General features: G+C 41.0%; 21 protein-coding genes and 1 riboswitch. Of the genes, 6 read left to right on the forward strand and 15 right to left on the reverse strand.

What is annotated here, in order from left to right; translation table 11 throughout:
• Positions 1-8 precede the first annotated feature (8 nt).
• The 8 genes from G7092_RS03795 to G7092_RS03830 form a co-directional block, all read right to left on the reverse strand.
• Complete coding sequence (locus G7092_RS03795) at positions 9-1,124, reverse strand: tetratricopeptide repeat protein (protein WP_166086338.1); 1,116 nt, start codon at positions 1,122-1,124, stop codon at positions 9-11.
• Between the two features lie 5 nt (positions 1,125-1,129).
• Entirely contained in the window at positions 1,130-3,688 is a 2,559-nt protein-coding gene (gyrA, locus tag G7092_RS03800) for a DNA gyrase subunit A (protein ID WP_166086340.1), read from the reverse strand.
• Positions 3,689-3,875: 187 nt separating this feature from the next.
• The gene (locus G7092_RS03805; RefSeq protein WP_166086342.1) at positions 3,876-4,274 is read right to left on the reverse strand and encodes a hypothetical protein; all 399 of its coding nucleotides are present in this window, start codon (positions 4,272-4,274) and stop codon (positions 3,876-3,878) included.
• A 124-nt stretch (positions 4,275-4,398) separates the two neighbouring features.
• A complete protein-coding gene (gene hemF / locus G7092_RS03810; protein WP_166086344.1) occupies positions 4,399-5,313 on the reverse strand; it encodes an oxygen-dependent coproporphyrinogen oxidase in 915 nt (304 codons plus the stop codon).
• A 160-nt stretch (positions 5,314-5,473) separates the two neighbouring features.
• Positions 5,474-6,712: an MFS transporter gene (locus G7092_RS03815; RefSeq protein ID WP_166086346.1), complete on the reverse strand. Its 1,239-nt coding sequence runs from the start codon at positions 6,710-6,712 to the stop codon at positions 5,474-5,476.
• A 115-nt stretch (positions 6,713-6,827) separates the two neighbouring features.
• The gene (locus tag G7092_RS03820; RefSeq protein ID WP_076372898.1) at positions 6,828-7,025 is read right to left on the reverse strand and encodes a cold-shock protein; all 198 of its coding nucleotides are present in this window, start codon (positions 7,023-7,025) and stop codon (positions 6,828-6,830) included.
• Between the two features lie 145 nt (positions 7,026-7,170).
• Positions 7,171-7,806 carry a peroxiredoxin gene (locus G7092_RS03825; protein ID WP_166086348.1) on the reverse strand — a complete coding sequence of 212 codons (636 nt, stop codon included), beginning with the start codon at positions 7,804-7,806 and terminating at the stop codon, positions 7,171-7,173.
• Between the two features lie 231 nt (positions 7,807-8,037).
• Complete coding sequence (locus G7092_RS03830) at positions 8,038-8,928, reverse strand: winged helix-turn-helix domain-containing protein (protein WP_166086350.1); 891 nt, start codon at positions 8,926-8,928, stop codon at positions 8,038-8,040.
• Between the two features lie 193 nt (positions 8,929-9,121).
• Here G7092_RS03830 and G7092_RS03835 point away from each other — a divergent pair, with 193 nt between their 5' ends.
• Together G7092_RS03835 and G7092_RS03840 are read left to right on the forward strand one after the other, a co-directional pair.
• Entirely contained in the window at positions 9,122-10,237 is a 1,116-nt protein-coding gene (locus G7092_RS03835) for a sialidase family protein (RefSeq protein ID WP_166086352.1), read from the forward strand.
• A gap of 512 nt (positions 10,238-10,749) precedes the next feature.
• On the forward strand, positions 10,750-12,534 hold the full coding sequence (locus tag G7092_RS03840) for a glycoside hydrolase family 15 protein (RefSeq protein WP_166086354.1): 1,785 nt from the start codon (positions 10,750-10,752) through the stop codon (positions 12,532-12,534).
• Positions 12,535-12,609: 75 nt separating this feature from the next.
• Here G7092_RS03840 and G7092_RS03845 read toward each other — a convergent pair whose 3' ends face one another.
• The 7 genes from G7092_RS03845 to G7092_RS03875 form a co-directional block, all read right to left on the reverse strand.
• The gene (locus G7092_RS03845) at positions 12,610-14,808 is read right to left on the reverse strand and encodes a bifunctional alpha,alpha-trehalose-phosphate synthase (UDP-forming)/trehalose-phosphatase (protein ID WP_166086356.1); all 2,199 of its coding nucleotides are present in this window, start codon (positions 14,806-14,808) and stop codon (positions 12,610-12,612) included.
• A gap of 158 nt (positions 14,809-14,966) precedes the next feature.
• On the reverse strand, positions 14,967-15,449 hold the full coding sequence (locus tag G7092_RS03850; RefSeq protein ID WP_166086359.1) for a hypothetical protein: 483 nt from the start codon (positions 15,447-15,449) through the stop codon (positions 14,967-14,969).
• 226 nt (positions 15,450-15,675) lie between these two features.
• A complete protein-coding gene (locus G7092_RS03855) occupies positions 15,676-16,479 on the reverse strand; it encodes an SDR family oxidoreductase (RefSeq protein ID WP_166086361.1) in 804 nt (267 codons plus the stop codon).
• A gap of 136 nt (positions 16,480-16,615) precedes the next feature.
• A complete protein-coding gene (locus G7092_RS03860) occupies positions 16,616-17,359 on the reverse strand; it encodes a menaquinone biosynthetic enzyme MqnA/MqnD family protein (protein ID WP_166086363.1) in 744 nt (247 codons plus the stop codon).
• Positions 17,360-17,373: 14 nt separating this feature from the next.
• Positions 17,374-17,994, reverse strand: coding sequence for a histidine phosphatase family protein (locus G7092_RS03865; protein WP_166086365.1), 621 nt, complete (start codon positions 17,992-17,994; stop codon positions 17,374-17,376).
• Between the two features lie 96 nt (positions 17,995-18,090).
• Positions 18,091-19,287 carry an aminofutalosine synthase MqnE gene (gene mqnE, locus G7092_RS03870; RefSeq protein WP_166086368.1) on the reverse strand — a complete coding sequence of 399 codons (1,197 nt, stop codon included), beginning with the start codon at positions 19,285-19,287 and terminating at the stop codon, positions 18,091-18,093.
• Between the two features lie 87 nt (positions 19,288-19,374).
• Complete coding sequence (locus tag G7092_RS03875) at positions 19,375-19,902, reverse strand: hypothetical protein (protein WP_166086371.1); 528 nt, start codon at positions 19,900-19,902, stop codon at positions 19,375-19,377.
• Positions 19,903-19,981: 79 nt separating this feature from the next.
• Between G7092_RS03875 and G7092_RS03880 the strand changes: the two genes are divergently transcribed.
• The 4 genes from G7092_RS03880 (at position 19,982) to G7092_RS03895 (ending at position 25,355) form a co-directional block, all read left to right on the forward strand.
• Positions 19,982-21,097 (forward strand): trans-sulfuration enzyme family protein, encoded by a 1,116-nt coding sequence (locus G7092_RS03880; RefSeq protein ID WP_166086374.1) that lies wholly within the window; start codon positions 19,982-19,984, stop codon positions 21,095-21,097.
• Between the two features lie 189 nt (positions 21,098-21,286).
• Positions 21,287-21,397, forward strand: a riboswitch (SAM riboswitch).
• A 253-nt stretch (positions 21,398-21,650) separates the two neighbouring features.
• On the forward strand, positions 21,651-22,976 hold the full coding sequence (locus tag G7092_RS03885; RefSeq protein ID WP_166086376.1) for an O-acetylhomoserine aminocarboxypropyltransferase/cysteine synthase family protein: 1,326 nt from the start codon (positions 21,651-21,653) through the stop codon (positions 22,974-22,976).
• A gap of 88 nt (positions 22,977-23,064) precedes the next feature.
• On the forward strand, positions 23,065-24,120 hold the full coding sequence (locus tag G7092_RS03890) for a homoserine O-acetyltransferase family protein (protein WP_166086378.1): 1,056 nt from the start codon (positions 23,065-23,067) through the stop codon (positions 24,118-24,120).
• The gene (locus G7092_RS03895) at positions 24,120-25,355 is read left to right on the forward strand and encodes a homoserine dehydrogenase (protein WP_166086380.1); all 1,236 of its coding nucleotides are present in this window, start codon (positions 24,120-24,122) and stop codon (positions 25,353-25,355) included. Before G7092_RS03890 ends, G7092_RS03895 begins: the two co-directional genes overlap by 1 nt.
• Positions 25,356-25,358: the final 3 nt, after the last annotated feature.

Consider the following 25,358-nt stretch of genomic DNA (forward strand, 5'->3'; position numbering starts at 1 on the left):
AGTTTATTTTAGTTGGTTAACTGTTTTAGTTTACTGTTTATTTTATCTAGTTGATCTTTATTACCGGTTTTAGCATAAACCAGTTGCAGTGCTTTTAAGCCCTGTACATTATTAGGGGATATTTCGTTAGCTTTTTCAAGCCATTGTACAGCGCGACCTATGTCCTGATCTTCGGTCCCTCCTTTTGCGTTGGCGCTTTGTTTTAAATAAAGCAAGCCTAAATTAAAAACGGGATCATAAGCAGATCCATTTAATTCAATTGTACGCAGATAAAGTGATTCAGCTTTGTCAAATTTATTTAAATGATCATAACAATTAGCCGCTACAAATGCAATATCGGCGTTATTTGCATTAATGTCAAGCAGTGGGCCTATTAATGGCTCCAGGGCCTTATAATTTTTCTGATTATTATAAATGTTGGCTTCGTCAAGTAACAGGAAACGATCATTCGGCAACACCTTCCTCCCCTTTTGAAGTATCTCTAAAGCTTTGGATGTATCTCCCAGCGATTTATAGATGCTGGAAGCTGTTTCTATATATTCAGCCCTGTTGCTGTCAACGGCTAATAACCTGCTGTAGTACTTGGCTGCATCTACCAGGTTACCGGCCTTATTGTTTGAATAAGCGATGTAATCATTAATCTGCTTAAAATTTGGGGCATATTTGCGTGCATTGTCAAATGCTTCCCTGGCTTTGGTGAAATCTGAATTGTTGGTAAACTCAAACCCCTTACGGATGTAAACATTAGCTAAACAGCGCTTGGCATAATCAATTTCTGCCTGAAATTTATATTCCTTTTTATTGGCCGAAAGTTTATCAACCAAGGTTGAAGTCTCTGGTAACAATTTCTCGGGCTGGTTGAGTTTATTAAGCGAATCTATGTAAAGAATGCTCGAATTAACCAATGCCCGGTAGGTGTTTTTCTCGAGATCGGCCGTATCAGATTTGGTGATAATGAGGCTATCTGCCGATTTTTTGGCCGCTGCCAGGTATTTAAGATCATTTTTCTGCTTGTAATAAGCCAGATTATTAACTACAACCTTTAACGCTTCGCTTTGGGCAAAGGCAAAGGATGTAGTCATTAATGATATTAAAACCGCCAGGATAATTTTACGGTAACCCATATTTTTTATTCAGTAGTTTCGGTACTTGATTCCTCGCTGTTGTCAGCTGCATCATCACCATCGCCTGCTCCATTTACTGCATTTTCATCCAATTCCGCTTCTTCATCCTCGTCATGCTCAATTTTGGCAACAGATGCTATCTCGTCATTACCTTTTAAAGTAATCAATCTAACGCCCTGTGTGGCACGGCCCATGGTTCTTAGCTCGCTAACCGCGATACGTATAATAATGCCCGATTTGTTGATGATCATCAAATCTTCTTTATCTGTAACACCTTTTATGGCTACAAGGTTTCCGGTTTTTTCGGTAATATTTAAAGTTTTTACACCTTTACCGCCGCGATTGGTTACCCTGTAGTCGTCAATATCGGTACGTTTACCATAACCTTTTTCAGATACTACCAAAACAGTTGTTTCTGCATCGTTAATACTGATCATGCCTACTACTTCGTCGTTGTCGCTATCTAATGATATACCGCGAACACCGGTAGCGGTACGTCCCATCGGTCTAACAGTCGACTCGTTAAAGCGGATGGCCCTACCCGATTGTAATGCCATTACTATTTCGCTGCTGCCTGTAGTTAGGGTTGCTTCCAATAATGAATCGCCTTCGTTGATGTTGATGGCATTGATACCGTTAGCGCGCGGACGTGAGTATGCTTCCAACGACGTTTTTTTGATGGTACCTTTCTTGGTACACATGATAATGAAGTTGTTCTCCAGGTAATTCTGGTCTTTAAGGCTAATCAGTTTGATATAAGCCTTGATGTTCTCTTCCTTAGGAATATTGATGATATTCTGGATAGCGCGCCCTTTTGAGGTACGTGTGCCTTCCGGAATTTCAAATACCCGGAGCCAGTAACATTGGCCCGATTCGGTAAAGAACAACATATAGTTGTGGTTCGAAGCCACTAATAGGTGCTCAATAAAATCGGCATCACGGCTGTTACTGCCGATTGAGCCTTTACCACCCCTGCCCTGACGACGATATTCTGTTAAAGGTGTACGTTTGATGTAACCTTCGCGCGATATGGTAATTACCACATCCTCATCCTCAATAAAGTCTTCTGTTTGCATTTCGGCCGATGAGTGAACCATTTCTGTTCTGCGCTCATCACCGTATTTTTCTTTTATTTCTAACAGTTCATCTTTGATGATCTGCATTCTTAAGCCTTCATCATTTAAAATAGATTTTAAATAATCAATCAGCTTCATTAACTCGGCATATTCATCCTTGATCTTATCACGTTCCAGTCCGGTTAACCGGCGAAGCGTCATATCCAATATGGCACGGGCCTGTATGTCTGTTAGGCCAAACTGGCTCATTAAGCCTTCGCGGGCCTCGTCAGGTGTCTGGGATGCACGGATCAGGCGGATAACTTCATCCAGGTGATCGAGGGCAATCAGTAAACCTTCTAATATATGGGCGCGTTTTTCTGCTTCGGCCAGTTCAAATTTGGTACGGCGTACCACAACTTCATGCCTGTGCTCTACAAAATGGTGGATCAGATCCTTCAGATTAAGCATCATCGGACGGCCATTAACCAGCGCGATGTTGTTTACACTGAACGATGTTTGCAGCGCGGTATATTTGAACAGGTTATTCAATACAATAGCTGCATTGGCCTCCCGTTTAATTTCATAAACTATACGGATACCTTCACGGCTCGATTCGTCCCGGATAGAAGATATGCCTTCCAGTTTTTTATCATTCACCAGATCGGCGGTACGCTCAATCATAAGCGCCTTGTTTACCTGGTAAGGTACTTCGGTTACCACAATGCGTTCGCGGTCGCTGCCATGTGTTTCAATCTCGGCCCTGGCGCGGATCACTACCCTGCCACGACCTGTTTCCAGCGCTTCGCGCGGGCCTTCAAAACCATAGATGATACCACCTGTAGGAAAATCCGGACCTTTTACAAATTTCATCAATTCGGCAACCTCTATCTGGCGGTTATCGATCAATGCAATGGTAGCATCAACCACTTCCGACAAATTATGCGGCGCCATATTGGTAGCCATACCTACCGCGATACCGGATGCCCCGTTAACCAACAGGTTAGGGAACTTGGATGGCAATACGGTTGGCTCCTGCAGGGAGTCGTCAAAGTTTAACTGAAAATCAATGGTGTCTTTGTTGATATCGGCCAGCATCTCTTCGGCTAGCTTTTGTAAGCGGGCTTCTGTGTAACGCATAGCCGCAGGCTCATCACCGTCAATTGATCCGTAGTTACCCTGGCCTTCAACCAGCAGGTAACGTAAGCTCCATTCCTGGGCCATACGAACCATGGTATCATATACAGATTTATCACCGTGTGGGTGATATTTACCCATCACTTCACCTACAATACGGGCAGATTTTTTATAGGGTTTGTTGTTATTTAAACCCAGATCAAGCATGCCGTATAACACACGCCTGTGTACAGGTTTCAATCCGTCGCGGACATCTGGTAATGCCCTGGAAACAATCACCGACATTGAATAATCAATGTACGCCGATCGCATTTCCTCGTCAATATTTATCGAAATTATTCTGTCTTCCTTGCTTGAATTATCGTCAGCCATTTTTATTTATTTGTAGAACCTTCTCTTATAATTGCGCGTTAAAAAGTGTTTTTTAAACGACCTGCGAAGTTAAGAAAATAGTTGGTTATTTTCGGATGTGCAGATATGTAAATGTGCAAATGTGCAGATGATAGATGTGTTAAATTATCTGCACATCTGAAATCTGCACATCCGCACATCTGAATAATCATTTTACCTTAACCCAATGGTCTTCGATCTTGTTGCCATTGGGTAATATAGCCAGTAATTTAAGCGTATCGTTACTCACTGTATAAATGTATCTTACAGTTTTACCTAATAATTTTGATGGCTGGTTGCAATAGGTTTGGGTTTCAAAACAAGTATCCAATTGTAACCGGTAATCGCCTTTTTCGTAAATAAAAGTTTTCTGCCCTTTTTCAATTACTTTGGCCTGATAATGCAGATCGTCATAGGTACGCTGCAGTTTATAGCTGGTTGATACGCTATCCTGCTTACCATTAAACAGGCCTCCCCTATACTCCCAAACGCCCTTTAACGGACTTTTATTAGGAGTGAACGCGCAAAACAGGGTTATCAGTAATAAAGGGACGATCGCTTTTTTCATGGTATCTATTTTGGAGTATCAAAATTAGTATCGAGTAGCTAGTATCAAGTATCAAGATTTTTTGCAATATTCAATATCACGTTTAGAAGTCGTGATACTTGATACTAGCTACTTGATACTAATTCTACGCCCAATTAATGCCTTTTTTGAGTAAAGACAGTGTTCTTTCTTCTTCGCTGCCTGGTACTGGCTGAAAGTTATAAAGCCATTTGGCAGTAGGCGGTAAACTCATCAGTATAGATTCTATACGGCCATTGGTTTCCAGGCCAAATTTGGTACCTGCATCATACACCAGGTTAAATTCGGTATAACGGCTGCGGCGCTGGTATTGCCATAGCTGCTGTTCATCAGTAAAAGCGGTGTTTCTGTTACGATCAACCAGTTCGGTATAGATGGGAATGAATGACCGGCCCAGCGCTTTCGAAAATTCAAAAATGCTATCCCATGACAACTCATCATTGGCAGTTAAGCGATCATAGAATATACCACCAATGCCCCGGGTTTCGTTACGGTGTTTGATATAAAAATAATCATCGGCCCAAAGTTTAAACCGGTGATAAAAATCATGGTAATACTTATCGCAAACGGCTTTAATATTGCTGTGGAAATATTGGGCATCCGCATCGATAATATAATGAGGCGTAAGATCGATACCGCCGCCGAACCATCTTTTGGGCTGCTGCTCGCTGCCGGCAGGTGTTGGCATTTCAAAATACCGGATATTCATGTGGATGATAGGCACCAAAGGGTGGTTCGGATGAATTACGATGGATACGCCGGTAGCAAAAAAATCGTCAGACTCAACCTGCAGGGCTTTTTGCATATTTTCGGGCAGTTTACCATGAACAGCCGAGAAATTTACACCGCCCTTTTCAAATATATTGCCATTTTGGATGATGCGTGTACGACCCCCGCCGCCGCCGTCACGTTCCCATACTTCTTCTTCAAATCGGGCTTTGCCGTCGGTTAACTCCAGCGCCGCACATATCTCGTCTTGTATTTGCTGGTAATCGGTGGCTATTTGTTCTTTGCTTATCACGGGGATTAATTATTGAATTAGTGATTTAGTGAATTATTGAATTGCAATAATGGTAAAATTAGTAAACTATTGGTTATAGTGAATTATTGAATTACCGATTTATTGAACTGCAAAATTCAAGCTGTCCAATCACTAATTCACTAAATCACTAATTCAATAATTAACTGATCTCCGCATAATCCAGGTCCTTTCCAAAAGTTTCCTTTAGCTGACTTAAAGAAAGCAGGGAGATCAGCGTTAATATACCCATCATAATGTAACCGCTGGTGATCATTCCGTTATGTTTTACCAATGCATCAAATGCCCAGTTGATAGGAATTAAAGAGCCCCGCACAAAGTTAGGAACGGTTGTGGTCACTGTTGATCGTATATTGGTACCAAACTGCTCGGCGGCTATGGTAACAAACGTTGCCCAATAACCAACGGTACAGCCCATAAAAAAGCTCAGCCAGATAAATTGCGACGATGTAATGCCTTTACAACTCAGATAAGCAGTAACGCTCACTAAGGATAACACCAGAAATACAGCCATCGTTAGCTTTCTTGATTTGGTAATTTGGGCCAGTAAACCGGCAAACAAGTCGCCAACTGCTATACCTACATAGCTGTATAAAATACCAGAACCCGCGGTTAATACCTCTTTTGAACCTAATGCCGCTCCAAACTCTTTGGCCTGGGTTATGAGTATACCTACAACATACCAAAGCGGGGCACCAATTAAAATACAGTACAAATATTTTCTGAACCTTTTGCCGTTGTTAAACAGCATCAATAAATTTCCTTTAGATACCTCACTCTGGGCTACGTTTTTGTACATGCCCGATTCAAACGTACCCAAACGTAACAATAATAATACAATGCCTAAGCCACCACCAACAAAGTAAGCATTGCGCCAGCCGTATTTGGCAACTGTGGCAGCGGCTACGGCTCCAAAAAGACCAATTACAGCAACCATCATAGTGCCATAACCACGTTTTTCTTTACTCAGGGTTTCGGTTACCAGAGTAATACCCGCGCCTAATTCGCCGGCAAGCCCTATGCCTGCTATTAAACGTACTATAGCATAGGTATTGATATCATGTACCAGTCCGTTGGCAAAATTGGCTATAGAATACAACAGTATCGATCCGAATAAAACTTTTATCCGCCCGAATTTGTCGCCGATAACACCCCAGATAATACCACCCAGGAGCAAGCCAAACATTTGCATATTGATGATATAAACCCCTTGTGGCCGTATATCAGCCTCGGAAATGCCTATTCCACGTAAACTATCAATCCTCACGATGGAAAATAGAACCAGGTCATAAATATCAACGAAATAGCCAAGTGAGGCAACAAGAACCAGGAAAATCATATTCCGGGTAGCCCTGGCAGTGGTAGTTGTAGTAGATGTCATAAGTTTTATATAGGCATTTGAACGGCTAAAGTAGCAGAATTATATAAAATCAAAAATTTAAACACAAAAAAACCCCTGTGTATGCAGAGGTCTTTTTTTAAGAATTTTGGTTAAACTATGCTTTTTTTACGTTTACAGCCTGTAGTCCTTTTCTGCCTTCTTCCACTTCGTAAGTTACGTCGTCATTATCTTTAATGGCGTTTACGCCGCCTTGTACATCTTTAAAGTGGACAAAAAGATCTTTACCATCCTCGGTAACGATGAAGCCATAACCTTTTTGTGTGTTAAACCATTTTACTTTTCCAGTTTTCATAATTATAATTATCGTATTAAAAAAAAATTCGTATATAAGATTAATAACTAAAGCCAAACTGAAAATAAAACGGTTTTAATAATCAGAAGGAATAGATAAACCCATCTTTACCAAATATATAAAATTATTGATAAACCAAATAAAATTATTTATTTGGTTGTGGGGTTATCCTTAAATAGGGTTTTATAGCTTTATAACCCTTTGGAAATTTGGCCGGGATATCTTCTGTTTTTATAGCAGGCACCACTACCACGTCTTCTCCGTCCTTCCAATCTGCTGGTGTTGCTACTCCATAATTGGCTGTTAATTGTAAGGAATCAATCACCCGCAGAATTTCCTGGAAATTACGACCTGTTGATGCAGGATAAGTAATAATGAGCTTAACCGCTTTATCCGGACCGATAATGAATAACGACCTTACCGTGGCGTTAACAGAAGCATTCGGGTGGATCATATCATAAGCTTCGGAAATTTTGCGATCCTCATCAGCAATAATCGGGAAGTTTACTTCTACGCCTTGTGTTTCGTTGATATCCCCTATCCAACCGTTATGTGATTCTACCGAGTCAACACTTAGTGCCAATACTTTTACATTACGTTTGCTGAATTCGTCCTTCAAAGCGGCTGTTTTACCCAATTCGGTAGTACAAACCGGGGTATAATCGCCGGGATGCGAAAAAAGCACGCCCCAGCTGTCGCCAAGATATTCGTAAAAATCAATTTCACCTGCTGATGTTTTTGCCTGAAAATTTGGGGCTTTATCGCCTAATCGTAAACTCATGATTATGTTGTTTTATTTATAAAGAATAAATGACTACTAAGTTACTATACATTGTTTGATAAATCAAAATGTAAAAAGTGTAAACTGGTGAAAATTTACAGAATAATGTGATGAGCCGAGTTATAGATTGGTGATGAGGTACATTTCAGGTGTAAGCAGCTCACCCTGTCATCGCAATGCCTGGTATTCCTCTCCCCAACTCCAGCGCTAATAGGAATTCATGATAAAGTTTTAAGAGTTGATTGTAAGCTTATATCCTTTGCCGCGTATAACAATAATATTAATATTGGGATCAAATTCCAGTTTTTTTCTGAGTTTTGATATGAACATATCCAAACTACGCCCCACAATAACACCTTCATCTTCCCATATCTCTTTTTGCAGCCGGCTTCGCTCTACAGGCTCGTTAGGCGACAACGCGAAAATGCGCAATACACGGGTTTCCGTTCCGGTTAAGTCTATCATCTTTCCATTGATGATGAGCTTACGATTTTCCGCGTCGAACAAAGCCGAGCCTAAAGTGAACGTGCCGGTATCCTGACCTTTAGGTAAGGTTCTTCGTGGCTTAACAGATCTCATAAAAATAAAACCAATAAATGCTAAAAATGGCAGGCTGCCCAGGAGATATCCGTTTTTTACTGTAATTATGCCTGCCGGTTTAAACTTAATGTTGATCATGTAACATCCTCTGGGCTGCGTTCTTCCCAGGCATGCCACTATATCATCTTTTTTATTTTGGGAGATAGCGTATCCATAGGCTACACTGGAGTTGCCGCAGTTCAGAACATTAACAACATAATCACCTGCGAGCGGGTTTTTGGTCAGCACACGCCGGGTAGTATTCACCAGGGAGTCTGGTTGAAAAGTCAGATCATTTTCAAATCTGATCTGGTATTCATTTTCTGCAATCTTTTTTACCGGAAGCACCCTTGATTTACTATCGCCCGATTGTAAGAGCAGCTCATGTCCGATCCTGCGGAGCAAAATCTCTCTTCTTGCCATATCAAAATCGTTACTGCCGGTGATACTGAAAGCCACGCAGATTACAGAGATAAACGCCAGTGGTATCAGTGCGAGTAGATACTTGCGTTTCCCGGAGAGGAGATTTTGGCTAAGGTGCATAGTGTCAATATTTTATTTACAAAGTTTACAATTTTATTTACAATCCAAATTCCTCCAGCCGAAAAACATCAAAGTAGATTTGCTGAATCAAATTAAAAGGATATGAAACCATCATGAGCCAAAGGTTCACAAACCAGAACGAGTAAAAACAGCTCATGATAGCTTCATCTCCTTTAAAAAACAATTTACTCTAATGAAAATTAAAAAAATGAAAAGATTATTGGTATTTGTTCCGGCTACCCTGGTGGTATTATTTCTACTGAATTCTTTTGTACTGAAAGAAAAGAAAGCGGTGAAAAAAGCAATAGAAAAAACTAAATCAGCGCCTGTAGCTATCGTTTTGAGGTCTGCCGATGGCGGACAAACATGGCGGGACATTAGCGAAGGGTTGCCCGAAAATCTGCACAGAGAAGGTGTATGGAGCCATGGTTTATTTGCAAATGACCGAGGGCTCTATTTACGTGCCGGCAATGGGGTTTATCACAATGAACCCAATTCCACAACTTCCTTTTGGACAAAAGAGGTTGTGCCTGATGGGCAGCGTGAGATTGCCCCTGCCAGGAATGGGATATTTGCATATAATTTCAGGGGGCAGTTTTTACAAAAAATAAATGGAAAGAGTGATTGGTTGCCCATGTACACCAGTTTTCAGGAGCAAGCCGTACGCATTAACAAAACGGTAGATTGGATGTACAAGAATTATAAAGAGAAACAAGTATGCAGCGTTTTTGAAACTACGGGGGGCACAGTTTTCATCGGCTCCAATAACGCCCTTTTTAAATCCACTAACAGTGGCAAAACCTGGAAATATGTGCATGTTAGCGGTTGGGTAATGAAGATGGTAGAGTTAAACGGTGTACTCCTGGCTGCCAGCACACAGGGAATATTAAGGTCGACCGATGATGGTGAAAACTGGGATCGTGTGATTAGTGAAGGGGGTGCCGGCATCGCTGTAGAACGTATAGATGGAGGGTTTGCTGCTATAGTAAACAACGCCATAACCCAAACAAACAGCATACACATTTCACTAGATAATGGAAAAACCTGGAATGCAATAGGTGAAGAACTTCAGCCTTCCTGGAGTAGTTTATTAATGAAAAAAATAGGTTTACTTCAATCTCCATTAAATATTTCATCCATCAAACAAGTGGGTAAATATTTAATATGTGGTCGCTCAGATGGTATATTCCGGTCGGCGGACATGGGCAAAACATGGGAAAAGCTGTTACTTCCTGCTATAGAAAATCATGGCTTCAATTTATCTGTTTCAGGCAATGTGATTTATGCCATACCCAATAAAGGATGCTGAAAAACGCCAGATTCAGAAATAATGTGTGATGTCGGCCTCGCAAGATAAGTTGAAATATACGGGTGGTTAATTGCAAAGGCCATAAATATTTTGTATATTTATATATAACAAACAACGGCCCTGCTTACTTTGAAAAACGTAAGCAGGGCCGTTTGGTTAAAGGAATAAAATAGACCAAAAACCTACCGTTTTGTATGTAGTTATTTGAATGTCAATAATTTAATACTTTTTAAACTTTTCAAAACCCATCGATAATTTGTTAAAAAGTGTTAAAATCAATGGTTTTGAATAAGTTTTCAGCAGTTTTTGATCTGTTTTTGCCCCATTTTCGATCGGAAAAGTGTTAAAATTGGGGTTTAAAAAGTCTGGTTCCCCTACTCTGTTGTTTGAATTTTATAATCGGGCTTCAAAATTAAAATCAATTATTAATTCGGCTGGATTTACGCTTTGAAATTTTGCCTCAACATTACGCGGCAAATATTGTTGAACCTATTGACTAAGCACAAAACTGAATGAGCAGACACACCTATGATACCGGAATAATTGGAAATTGCGCCTTTTTGGCCCATATTAATAAAAATACCAATGTCGACTGGCTTTGCTGGCCCAAGTTCGACAGTACGTTTATCTTTGGCGGATTACTGGATAAAACCAAAGGCGGCGAGTTTTCCATCCGTCCGGAAGGTGAATATACTTCGGTACAGCACTACCTGGAAAATACCAATGTGCTGATAACCGAGATAAGTCCTAAAAGTGGTGGTAAATACCGTATAACTGATTTTGCGCCCAGGTTTTATCAGCATCAACGCTACTACAAACCTCTGATGCTGATCAGGAAAATTGAAGCCATAGAGGGCTCACCAAGGGTAATTGTGAAGTGTGAGCCGGTATCGGAATATGGCGCGGTAAAACTAACGGTGAACCGTGGAAGTAACCACATACAATACCTTGGTGGTGAAGAAAATATACGGCTTACTACCAATATACCCATTAGTTATGTATTTGATGAGCAGGCTTTTGTATTGAATGAAACTAAATACCTGGCCTTAACTTATGGTGAACCGCTGGAGGCTGCACTGATATCCACTGCCGACCGATTTTTGGCAGAAACTGTTCAATACTGGCGCACGTGGATCAAGCACTCCTCTATCGCTACGTACTATCAGCCCTTTGTGATTCGCTCAGGCTTGGCTTTGAAAATACACCAGTTTGAGGATACAGGAGCCATTATAGCGGCAAGTACCACCAGTTTGCCCGAATCGCCGGGAAGTGGCCGTAACTGGGATTATAGGTACTGCTGGCTCCGCGATACTTATTATGTGATTACGGCGCTGAATCATATTGGGCATTTTGAGGAAATGGAGAAGTATTTTAGCTATGTCACGGATATTTCTTTTTCTGAAGATGAACGCTATCAACCGCTTTATGGCATAACTGGTAAAAGAAACCTTGTGGAGGAGATCCTGACCGATTTGGAGGGTTATATGGGTAATCAACCCGTACGTATTGGTAACCAGGCTTATGAGCATATTCAGAATGATATTTACGGACAGGTAATGATCTCCCTGCTCCCGCTGTACACTGATCATCGTTTTGTTTTCTCAGAACGGAAGGACTCTGTACGCTGGATAGAGTCCTTATTGAATAAAATTGACCGTACCATTGATGAAAAAGATGCCGGGATCTGGGAGTTTCGGAATATGGCTAACATTCACTGTTACAGCAACCTGTTCCAATGGGCCGGAGCATCCGCTGCCGAGAAAATGGCTCGCACTATCGACAATAAAGAGCTCATTGATAAGGCTATCGAATTGAAAGAGCGGGCTGCTGCGCATATCGAAAGTTGCTATGACCCAGTGAGAAAAGTGTATACTAATTCGGCTGGCAGTTCCAATCTGGATGCCAGTACGCTGCAACTGATCATGATGAATTATCTTGACCCTGAATCGCAAAAGGCAAAAGATCACTTACTTGCACTGGAAAAAGAGTTAAGGACGCCTAATGGGTTATTTTACAGGTATTTATATACTGATGATTTTGGAAAGCCTAAAACCACTTTCCTGATATGCGCCTTTTGGTATGTAGAAGCTTTGGCAAGTGTTGGTCGTCTGGATGACGCACAGCGGGAGTTTGCCAATCTGCTGCAATATTCCAATCACCTGCTATTGTTTAGTGAGGATGTTGATGAGCAGGACGGCAGTCAATGGGGTAATTTCCCGCAGGCCTACAGTCACGTTGGTCTGATGAATGCCGCCTATCGCATAGCTATCAAGCTGGATCGGCCGGTATTTTTATAATTATTGATTTAGTGAATTATTGAATTAGCCATGTAAGTTTTTAATCACTAATTCAATAATTCACTAAATCAAGAATCAATTAACCTCAACTGTAGTATGTTGAGTAAAGCTGGTGAGTAATTTACGTACCTCTGTTGGGTTGCGGAGATAAAATTTAGCGGCTGATAAATTGCTGCCTACCTTAATGGTAATAGCGGTTTCGGGCAGGGCTTTAAATATATCTTCGTCGGTGTAGTCGTCGCCAAAGGCAATAATAAAATCGTAGTCTTTACCCTCTGTCAGGCTTAAAGCGGCTTTACCTTTGTTGATATCCATGTTCTTTACTTCCAGTACCTTATCGCCGGCTAACAGTTGTAAGCCTTTATCGCTGGCCAGGTATTTCAGGTTATTCATCAATTCACTTGCTCTAAGCTCGCCTAAGCCATTTTGTGCCTTGCGGTAGTGCCAAACCAGTGAATAGGTTTTTTCTTCAATAAAGGAGCCCGGAGTGCGGTCTACATAAGTTTCCAGGATAGGGTAAATATCATGCTTCCATTGATCGCTCAGGCCCGATATCTTATGCCAGTGGGTTTCCGGTCTTTTAAACCAGGAACCATGTTCGGCAATCAGGTATATGTCCAAATGTTTAAACCAGGCATCCAGGTTTTCATGCTTGCGGCCGCTAATCAATACCACCTGGTTGGCCGGGTCTTCAGAAAGCTTGTTAATGATGTTATATAGCTCTTCGTCGGGGCTAGCCTGATCAATGTTCGATTTAAAGCTTACCAAAGTACCATCATAATCTAAAAAGATGATCCTTTTCTTTGTTTTTATATACCGGTTGATGATAGATTGTTCTGTAGCAAAACTTACGTGCCGGGCCTGCATGGAGCGTTGCATGAGCTTAACCTCTTTTAAACGATCAAAGAAAATTTTGACCCAATGAGAAATGTTAAATTTAGACACCAGCTGCCGCATGGGTACCATTCGTTTTTGCTGCTCTTCCAGCGGCATACTAAGGGCTTCTAATATCGCCCTGCAAACTTCGCCGGTATTGTTAGGGTTCACGATGATAGCATCAATTAGTTCTTTAGATGAACCAGCCATTTCACTTAATATCAATACTCCATCGTTATTTATGCGACTGGCCACATATTCTTTACTTACCAGGTTCATACCATCGCGCATGGGAGTTACCAGGCATACATCGGCAGTATGATATAGGGCAGATAGTGTTTCAATCGGGAACGATCTGTAATAATAATGAATTGGCGTCCAATCCATGGTGCGGTATATGGAGTTGATATTCCCTACCCTTTTATCAATTTCTTCGCGCAGATGAGCGTATTGCGGAACGGTATCTCTTGAAGGTACCACAATCATGTAGAAGGTTATTTTTTCAATACACTCGGGACAAAGTTCCAGCATTAACTCAAAAGCCTGTAGTCGCTGTAATATACCTTTACTGTAGTCCAGGCGATCGATAGAAAGGATGAGTTTGGTGTCTTTGAAATTATTTTTAATCAGTTCAATCTGTTCTTTGACATCATCCTGCAGTGGTAAAGTAGCATACTTTTGCTCGTCTATTCCCATGGGAAACGATTCTACCACAATAGAACGTTCATCCATGGTAATGATGTTTGATGAAGTATTCACGGGTAAAATACGGGAAGTTGCCCCTAAAAAATGCCGTACATCATCAAAAGTGTGAAAGCCGATGAGGTCGGCACCGAGCATGCCTTCCAGTAGTTCAGATCGCCAGGGTATCAATCGGAACATTTCGTGCGAAGGAAACGGGATATGTAGGAAAAAGCCAATAGAAACATCTGGTAGTTCGCTCCTTACCAAGGCGGGTAAAAGTAATAGCTGGTAATCATGGATCCAGATGATGTCACCAGGTTCGGCAACACTTAAGATGATATCTCTAAATTTTTGATTTACAGTTCGATAGTAATCCCAGTTGGATTGTTTGTAATTAGCGTAAGTGGAAGCATAATAATGAAAAACTGGCCATAAAACCTCGTTCGAGAACCCTTCATAATATTGATTGATCTCTTCCTGATCAAGGAAAACGGGTATAAGACTTAGCTCTTTTAACTGATGGGAAACGTGGTCTTTATCCTGCTGCTCGGTAATCTCGATACCGGGCCAGCCTATCCATACATTATTATCTTGTTTATATATTGAACCTAAACCGGTTGCTAACCCCCCTTCACTTGACGATAAAACATACTCGTCATCCGCTTTTGAAATTTTGATAGGTAACCGGTTGGATACAATGATAGTCTTGGGCATATCTGCGAATTATATTAATAAACTGTACAGATTAATAAAGCCAGAAAGCCCTGATTTGTTTGCTTAATAGTTACAATGAATGGTAAGATAACAGGTTTGTGACATAAAAAAAGCCATCCTGAAGTATCAGGATGGCTTTTTACGAAAACTATTTAGAATTATCTTACTTGTTGGAAAAACTCCAGGTTAGCTTGTTGAGTGATTCTTACCAATACTTCATGGTTGTCGTTTTTAAGATCAACAAAGTATGAAGTTGGATCGATGTTGTCGTTCAGGTCGGTATTAGCCTGGTAAACGATAACCTCACCTATTTCGTAACCTTTGTAATCTTTAGCAATTTGTTTTAAAGTTTTAGCAGGGATAGCTTTAGCGTCAACACGTTGAGTTACACCTAAAAACTCACCATTCAGGTTATAGAAAGCAGTTTTCTTAACACCATCGATAGTGAAGGTAGCTTTCTGGCAATTTTTAGTTACAGTCCAGTTTACATCTTTTGCATCAGCAAAATCAACTGTGAAACCGTGTAAAGCGATGTATGAAACATTTGTTCCACCATCTACTACTTTTTTTACGCCGTCAGCGGCAAATACATTAACGCTTAATAAAGCGGCAATTGCTGTTGTTAAAAATATCTTTTTCATGTTCGTTTAAATTTTAAATCCATAACAAAAGTATGCTAAGATTAGTAATGTCACAAATAAAATTTAACTTTTATGAATATTTTATAATTATATGACTTTTAAGATGAAAAATTTAAATTTTTACAACTTACTTAGTGTATAATTTACAATATGTAAATTTAAAAATGCATAAAAAAATCGGTTTGGGATTAGCTAAACCGATTTTTCAAATTACTTTAACCTCAATTTAACCATTATCCGCGAAACCAGGATACAAAGTCATACCTCCATCCATAAAAATGGTGGTGCCGGTGATGTAATCTGCGTCGTCTGATGCCAGCCAGGCGGCAAGCTTGCCAATGTCTTCGGGCTGACCTATACGGCTATATGGTATGAGCGTGAGTAGTTTATCTAATGCCTCGGGTGTATCCCAGGCCGCTTTATTAATAGGTGTTTGTATAGCGCCTGGCCCTATACCTACTACCCTGATTTTGTGTGGTGCGAGTTCCTGGGCTATACTTTTCATAAACATGCTGATTCCGCCTTTGCTCGCTGCGTAGTTAACATGACCTCCCCAAGGGATTACCTCATGCACACTACTCATGCAAATGATCTTACCGGCTGCACGGCTCCGGTCTTCAACCACTCCCCTGCGTATGAACTCTTTGGCTGCCTCACGTGAGCATAAAAATTGCCCGGTAAGGTTAATACTGATTACCGTATTCCAATCATCCAGGGTCATATCTACAAATTTTGAATCCTTTTGTAAACCGGCATTGTTTACCAAAATATCAATGGTGCTATATTGCGCGAACATTTGTGCAAACATTTCCTTTACTTCGGCTTCGTGACTTACATCGGCCTGCACGGCAAATGCTTCACCGCCTGCTGCTTTTATTTCAGCCACCGTGGCTTCAGCGGCATCGTGATTGTGAGCATAGTTAATAACCAGCTTTGCACCCGCGGCTGCCAGTGCCAGTGCTACTCCTTTACCAATACCGCTATCGGCGCCCGTAACCAGGGCCGCTTGTCCTTTTAATGATGGGTTCATTGATTCATTGATTTAATGGTTTCAATATAACCAATGTATTTTACCTCAGAAGGTTTTAAAATATTAAAAATGTGTAAACAAAAAGAGATACATCTGATGCGTCTCTACAATAGAAAGAATATGTTGGTAATGATAGTTACAATGCCTTTATATAATCTAAAAACATATAAAGCGCTTTCTTTTTTCCGTCGGTAAGATCAAAGTCAATTTTGTGCATCAGGTAATCCTGGATGTCAAAATCCTCACGCATAGGTAATTCTTCAAAAAGTTCTGCACGATGGTCAAGACCATATTTCAGGGCGGCGTTAAACTCTTCCATAAAATCTTGTGGAATAGGCTTATTAGCTATCCAGCCTGCAAACATAAATGGTAAGCCGGTGAAGTTTTGCCATTCTTCGGCAAGGTCATAGGCATATTTATATTTCTCCTTTTTGCCAAAAGTACGGTCGCCAATTTGTACAAAGGCGGTATTGGCTTCTGTCGATTCGCTGTAGTCGGCAGCATCTTTAATCAATTCAGGTGTTACCTTCCAATAGTTTTTTAATAAAACTCTGGCCAGGTTATTGGATGAACGTGATTGCGGATCAAGCTGCAGATATTTGATGGCCTTAACATCACAATTACTGAAAATAAATACCGAATTTACAGCGCCAACAGCACCAATACAGTACTCGGATACTATTTCCCAATGCGGCAAATTCAGGGTGGCTGCTACCGGGATCAGTCCGATGTCAACCACATCATCAATTAGTTTTTGAGCGCAGTCTGACGGCATATCCAGGCTCAATTCAATTTTATCTAATATTCCACTATGTTGGATGCCGTATATAAAGGGTTTGGTGTTAGTGTAGCTTACAGCTGATATTCTTATTTTATTCACAGAAACGCTCTCTTTCAGGATTGTTTTAAATGTTCGGAGTTGTTAAAATCGACGATCTCAAATTTTTCGCCGTCATATATTACTTTGTATAGAACCAGGTTTTGATGCGGAAAGGTATCCATTTCGGTAAGGGATTTTCCGCTTAGGATGCAAAGCAACAAACGCATAGCCCGGCCGTGCATACATATCAATACGGTTTTTTCCTCGGGATGGCTCATGATTACATTAAGCGCTTCGCGCTCGCGTATTTCTACCTCATTCGGACTTTCACCACCTTCAAATTTGCTGTCTAGGCGGCCATCTAACCAGTCGCGCATAATTTGTAAAAAAGCGGCTTTGTTTTGCGCAGTTGCAGGTTGCCCCTCATGTATTCCCCAGGCCAGTTCGTCTAAACCTGATAATTTCTGATACGGTATACCCAAATCGATAAAAGGCTGAATACTTTGCTGGGTACGCTTCAATGCCGATATGTATATTTTATCAAAAGGTACACTTTTGTAAGCTTCATAAAATTGAGACGCTTGTGTGCGGCCTTCGTCATTTAAATCGGTATCCATTCCCCGGCCCTGTACAACGCCTAGTCTATTAAGCTCTGTTTGGCCGTGGCGAACTATATATAAGGTTTTTTGTATCATTCATTTTTAAGCTGAAAGCTAAACCCGAAGGCCTAAAGCTTTATCGCTTGTTTTATATTGCTTTCGGCTTTTAGCCTTCTGCTTTAAGCTTTTTATCTAGTTAATTACCGGCAACTTGTAATACTGCGGTTTGGGTTCAGTTTCTGGGAATTCAAAATTAGTAAAATCGGTTACCACATTATATAAAGTATCGCGCTCAATAGGCTGCCGTCCTACATTTTTGATCAGCTCAACCAATTGTTTGGTGCTCATGCCCGGGTGCTGTTCTTCAGCACCAGCCATGGAGTATATTTTGGTGGTATCATCCAGTGTGCCATCAATATCATCAACCCCAAAGTTCAATGATAATTGCGCTGTAGTACGACTGATCATGGCCCAATAAGCCTTAATATGATCAAAATTATCCAGGTAGATACGTGCCACGGCATAATTGCGCAGGTCCTCAACCACCGTTGACTCTGGTACGTGCGACATCTGGTTATCCTGGTTGCGGAATTTTAACGGGATAAATGTTTGGAAACCTCCTGTTTTATCTTGTAACTGGCGCAGGCGCTCCATATGATCAACCCGATGCCAGAATTTTTCGATATGGCCATATAACATGGTAGCGTTGGAGCGGCCACCCAGTTTGTGCCATTCTTCATGAATAGCCAGCCATTGATCGCCGGTACATTTATCTTTAGATATCAGGTCACGTACTTCAGGATGGAAAATTTCGGCACCACCACCGGGTATCGATTGTAAGCCAGCCTCTTGCATCAGGCGCATGCCCGTAGCGTAGTCAATTTTGGCCTTTTTAAATATATAATGATACTCAACCGGGGTTAATGCCTTGATATGCAGTTCCGGGCGATGGGCGCGGATACGACTAAAAAGTTCCTGGTAAAAAGGTACATCATATTGTGGCAAAACGCCTCCTACTATATGTACTTCGGTTACCGGTTCGCCGTCATATTTGGTCACCATGTTAAACATTTCGTCCATGGTGTACTCCCAGCCTTCTGATTTTTGTTTCAGCAGGCGTGAGTATGAGCAAAATTTGCAGTCGTAAACACACAAATTAGTAGGCTCAATATGAAAATTACGGTTGAAATAGGTTTTATGCCCGTGCCGTTTTTCGCGGATGTAGTTGGCCAAAACGCCCAGATAACCCAGGTCGCCCTGCTCGTACAAGATCACGCCTTCATCAAAGGTGATGCGTTCACTGTTGAGAACTTTTTCGGCAATGTGCTTTAAATCAGCGGATAGATCCGGATTTTGTAATAATAACTGTAAATTACCTTCAGCTTCCATGAAAAAAACTTTGCGCAAATGTACTAAAAAGCATAAAACTATGCTTTATGAGATAATTCATTACAAAGTGGATGGAAGTAAATGACACTAAAATTGCATAGAGGTTATTGCGCCTATGGTTATACCATTAAAACAATCATCCTGGCAACCATTTGGAACATAGCCGCAATTGGATATCATGCCGTTGTTTTTTGCTTCAAAATAAATGCTGTTGGATTTCTTATCAGCCTTAAGCCAAACGGTTTTAGCCTTTTGATAAACAGCATCTAAAGTAAGTGACTCATCTGTGTCGTTAGAATGTGTATTGATATGGTCAGCGTCTTCGTGCCATTGTTTTATGGTATCTTTTTGACTGGTGCCGTTTCGCCTAAGTTGCGTCGAAATAAAATCACGTGAAACAATTTTACCATTAATTACACTGATTTTAGTCTCCGATCCATAACCGAAAACAGATCCCGAGCTAGTGGTATATTGATATGAATTTTGTGCGTTGCTTTTGAAGCTTAACCAGATGTTATAGCTTTTATTAAAGTCGCTTTCATTGGCAATGTTATCTTTTTTGCAGCCAGCCATTGAAATTAAAATAATGATAGCGGATAAGTAAAGTGTTTTCATGATGCAGGTTTTTAAATATTACGGAAAAATTATTTCCCCCGCTACACCTTATAAAAATAATCTTATTTAATTTGGCCAAATGAAGATTGAAACTATAGCTATCCATGCGGGGAATAAAAAGGACGAATCGTCAAAAGCTGTAATACAGCCTATTATATTATCTACCACTTTTGAACGTGGTATTGATGGTGATTTCCCGGGCGGGCATATCTATAGCCGGTCATCAAACCCTAACCGCTGGTCGTTGGAAAATGTATTGGCTAAGCTGGAAAATGGTGTGGATGCGGCTTCTTTTTCATCGGGTAATGCTGCGGGCATGTCGATTTTCCAGTCGCTGCCCGCGGGGACGCACATTATAGCGCCCGATGATATGTATCATGGCTTACGTAACCAGCTTAAAAATCTGTTTGCCGGCATTTTAACTTTTGATTTTATCGATGTAAACGATACAGAGGTGTTGCAGCAGCACATCAGGCCAGAAACAGGATTGATATGGTTGGAGACTCCATCAAATCCGCTGCTTAAAATAACTGATATCAAAAAGGTAGTGGCTATTGCCAAAGCCAAAGGTATCAGAGTGGTTTGTGATAATACCTTTGCTACTCCGATATGCCAGCAGCCGCTTTCATTAGGAGCAGATATCGTGATGCACTCAGCAACCAAATATTTTGGCGGCCATAGCGACCTGATGGGTGGCGCATTAATTACTGCCGAAAAAAGCGAGTGGTGGCAAAAAATACGCCAGGTACAGGAAATGGGGGGCGCTATCCCCTCTCCAACTGATTGTTATTACCTCGTTCGTAGTATTAAAACATTGCCCTATCGGGTTAAAGGCCATGTACAAAACGCTCAACTGCTGGCTGAGTTTTTAGAGCAACATCCTAAAGTTGAGCGGGTGCTATATCCCGGTTTGCCATCGCATCCGCAACATGACATCGCTAAAGAACAAATGCTGGCTTTTGGCGGCATGTTATCCTTTATTGTTAAGGGTGATGAAAACGATACGCATAACATCATCAATAAACTCAGCTTATTTACTCGTGCCACCAGTTTGGGAGGAGTTGAAAGCCTGATAGAGCACCGGGCAACTGTGGAAGGGCCTGATACCAAGACTCCAAGAAATCTCCTCAGAGTATCTGTTGGCTTAGAACATATTGATGATTTAATCGCAGATTTGAAGCAAGCCTTGAGTTAAGGATAAAGGTGAAGGGCGAAAGGTAAAAGGCTTTTTTATGGTCATCCACATAAAACTTTTTGCCCTTAACCTTTCACCTTTTACCTCAAAGAAAAATTTAATTTGGTTTTTTAAATTATATCACCCTATATTTGCAACAATATTTGGTAGCGATACCATTGATCAATTCTCCGCGATAGTTCGGGTTTTGATTTATAAAGAAGCGGCGAGAGATCAGGCTCAATGACCCGCTGGCAACCCTCCAAAATTGGAGAAGGTGCCAATTCCTGTCCCGGAAAATAACCCCGGGGAATATAAATTTATAACCATGAAAAGTTTAATTAAATTTAGTCAGCACAACATTTTTAATACCTCAAACGGTAACATACAATCTATTTGCTCAAATATCAGCAATATGTGTATGTGTTGCTGCTGCTGATCGACTTAACACGTCCTCTTTTTCCGATCCCGAAAAACAAACGTGTTGCAACAACTGGTAAAGATCATTTACCGGCAAGTTAAAAATCCATCAAATCGTCAAAAAATTAATTAAACACATTTCAATCTTACAACTATGTCTGCCAACAATTTAAAATTCGAAACCCTTCAATTACACGCCGGCCAGGAAGCCGATCCAACCACTGGTTCACGCGCTGTACCACTTTATCAAACCACCTCATACGTATTTAAAAACGCGGAGCATGGTGCTAATCTTTTTGCGCTGAAGGAATTTGGGAACATCTACACGCGTCTTATGAACCCCACTACCGATGTTTTTGAAAAACGGGTAGCGGCTTTAGAAGGCGGTGTCGCAGCTTTGGCTACAGCATCGGGGCAGGCGGCACAATTCATTGCTTTAAACAATATATTACAGGCTGGTGATAACTTTGTGACCTCTCCTTTCCTGTACGGCGGAACCTATAATCAGTTTAAAGTAGCTTTTAAGCGTTTAGGTATCGATGTTCGTTTTGCAAAAGATGATACTGCTGAAAATCTAGAAGCTTTAATCGACAATAAAACCAAAGCCATTTACCTGGAAACAGTAGGCAACCCGGGTTTTGCCATTGCTGATTTTGAAAAGGTAGCAGCATTGGCTAAAAAACATGACCTGCCCCTGATTGTCGACAATACATTTGGCGCCGCAGGTTATTTATTTCGCCCATTGGAGCATGGTGCACATATCGTGGTAGAATCAACTACCAAATGGATCGGTGGACACGGAACCAGCATTGGAGGTGTTATAGTTGATGGAGGTAATTACAACTGGGGTAACGGTAAATATCCACAGTTTACAGAACCATCTGAAGGTTACCACGGGTTGGTATTTGCCGATGTATTTGGTATTGACGGCCCATTTGGTAACATCCAGTTTATTATACGTGCCCGTGTTGAAGGTCTGCGTGATTTCGGCCCTTCACAGTCGCCGTTTAATGCCTGGTTGAATATTCAGGGTTTAGAAACTTTGTCATTACGGGTACAACGCCATGTAGATAATGCGCTGGAATTAGCTAAATGGCTGGAGCAACATCCGCAGGTAGCTAAAGTTAGTTATCCGGGTCTGCAATCGTCACCGTATCATGCGTTGGCAAAAAAATATTTAAAAAATGGTTTTGGAGCGGTGTTGTCATTTGAGATTAAGGGCGATAAACAACAGGCAAGTCATTTTATCGACAGCCTTCAACTGGTAAGCCATCTGGCCAATTTGGGTGATGCCAAAACGCTGATCATTCAACCATCTGCTACAACGCATCAGCAGCTTTCTGACGAAGAACAGTTATCTGCTGGTGTAACACCAACATCGTTAAGGGTATCAGTAGGCATTGAACATATTGATGATATCAAGGCCGATTTTGAACAGGCATTTGCCAAAGTAGAGCAGCTTGCCGCAGAGTTAGTATAGTTTTTTTTAAGTGATATAGTAAAGTTATAAGGGATGGTTTTAAGTCTGAACCAAAGATTTGAAACCACCCGAATAACAAAACAAAAGGATGAATACAGAAATATTTAAGTACACAGAAGCATTTGAATTCGAATCGGGCCAGGAAATACAGGATCTGGAAATTGGTTTTCATACCTATGGCAGACTGAATAAGGCGAAAGACAACGTGATCTGGATCTGTCATGCCCTTACCGCCAATGCCGATGTATTTGACTGGTGGAAAGGTTTGGTAGGTACCGGGTTCCTTTTTAATCCCGAAGAGCATTTTATTGTGTGTGCCAATATCCTGGGTTCGCCTTATGGTACAAGCAATCCACTAAGTGTAAACCCGGTAAGTGGGCAGCCTTATTATCAAGCGTTTCCGCAATTTACTATTAGGGATATCGTAAAAGCACATCAGTTACTCGCTGATCATTTACAAATCAATAATATACATATTTTGATAGGTGGTTCACTTGGCGGTCAACAGGCAGTTGAGTGGGCTATTATAGAACCTGAACGGATCAAAAACCTGATCCTGATAGCTACAAATGCGCGTCATTCTCCATGGGGTATCGCATTTAATGAGTCGCAGCGTTTGGCTATTACTACCGACCGTACTTTTTATGCCAATACGCCAGATGGTGGCCAAAAAGGGCTTAAAGCGGCCAGAAGTATAGCTCTGCTCTCCTACCGTGGATATAAAACTTATTCCATAACCCAACAAGAGGAAAGCGATGATAAAACGGATGATTACCGTGCATCGACTTATCAAAGCTACCAGGGGCAAAAACTGGTGAACCGGTTTAACGCATATAGCTATTGGTATCTCACCAAAACTATGGATTCACATAACGTGGGTCGTGGTCGTCATGGGGTTGAAAAAGCCTTAAGTCAGATCAAAGCCCGTACTCTGGTTATTGGGATTCATTCTGATGTATTATTCCCGATTGATGAGCAACAATACCTGTTCCAGCATATCCCGAAATCAGCTTTTGCTGAATTGGATTCGTTTTATGGGCATGATGGATTTTTAATTGAAACAGAAGCATTAACAAATATTATCACATCGTTTTTTAAAACCGATGTAAAAGGAAAAATTATAGAATTACAACGTACAGCGTAATGAGTAAAAAGTTAAATATCGGATTATTTGGATTTGGAGTTGTTGGGCAGGGGCTTTATGATATCGTTAAAACCAAAAATTTAAACATTGAAATTGTAAAATTTGCTATCAAGGATCCGCATAAAGAGCGCTCCCTGCCGGCACATTTATTTACTACCGATCGGGATGAATTGCTTAATAATCCGGAGATCAATACCATTGTTGAGCTGATCAATGATACTGAGGCTGCTTTTGAAATTGTATCAAGAGCTTTAAGTTCGGGTAAAAATGTGGTTTCGGCCAGCAAGAAAATGATCGCGCTTCATCTGGAAGAACTGATCGAGTTGCAGCATAAACATGGTACATCTTTATTATATGAAGGTGCGGTTTGTGGTAGTATCCCTATTATCCGTAACCTGGAGGAGTATTATGACAATGAATTACTTCACTCCATAAGCGGTATTTTTAACGGTTCATCAAACTATATACTTTCCAAAGGCTTTATTGAGGGCCTGGATTATAACAGCGCCCTAAAACAGGCACAAGACCTTGGTTTTGCAGAAACCGATCCAACCAGTGATGTTGGTGGTTTTGATGCCAAATACAAGCTGGTAATAGCTGCTGCGCATGCTTACGGTGTAATTGTGCAGCCAGATGAAGTATTTAACTTCGGCATACAAAACCTGGGCGCACAGGATTTGCAATATGCCCGCGAAAAAAACCTGAAAATAAAACTGGTTCCTGTAGCCAAAGAATTGGACGAGCGAAATGTAGCCCTATTTGTATTGCCTAAATTTGTAAACGAAACAGAGTTTTTATACAATGTAGAATATGAATACAACGGCGTAACCGTACAGGCAGCATTTGCTGATCAACAATTCTTTTTTGGTAAAGGCGCAGGTGGCCATCCTACCGGATCGGCTGTATTGTCTGATATCGCGGCCCTGCGTTATAACTACCAGTATGAATATAAAAAGGCTAAAGAAAAGACCGACCTTAACTTTACCAATAACATTGAATTGAATATTTACCTGAGATATGATGATGAAAGCCTGGTGGAAGCGTTAAACTTTAAGCATATACAGGAACGTTATTACTCAGGCAGCTACAAATTTGTTATCGGAAAAGTTAATCTGCAAGATCTGATCGATAACCAGGATCTTATTTCTGAGAGCAAAGCTTTCATTGCTTTTGCTGATCAGCTAACCGGAGTGACTTTGGCATCAACAAAAACACTTGTAGCTGAAGCTGTATAAAAA

Source organism: Mucilaginibacter inviolabilis (genome assembly GCF_011089895.1).
Taxonomy (GTDB): Bacteria; Bacteroidota; Bacteroidia; order Sphingobacteriales; family Sphingobacteriaceae; genus Mucilaginibacter; species Mucilaginibacter inviolabilis.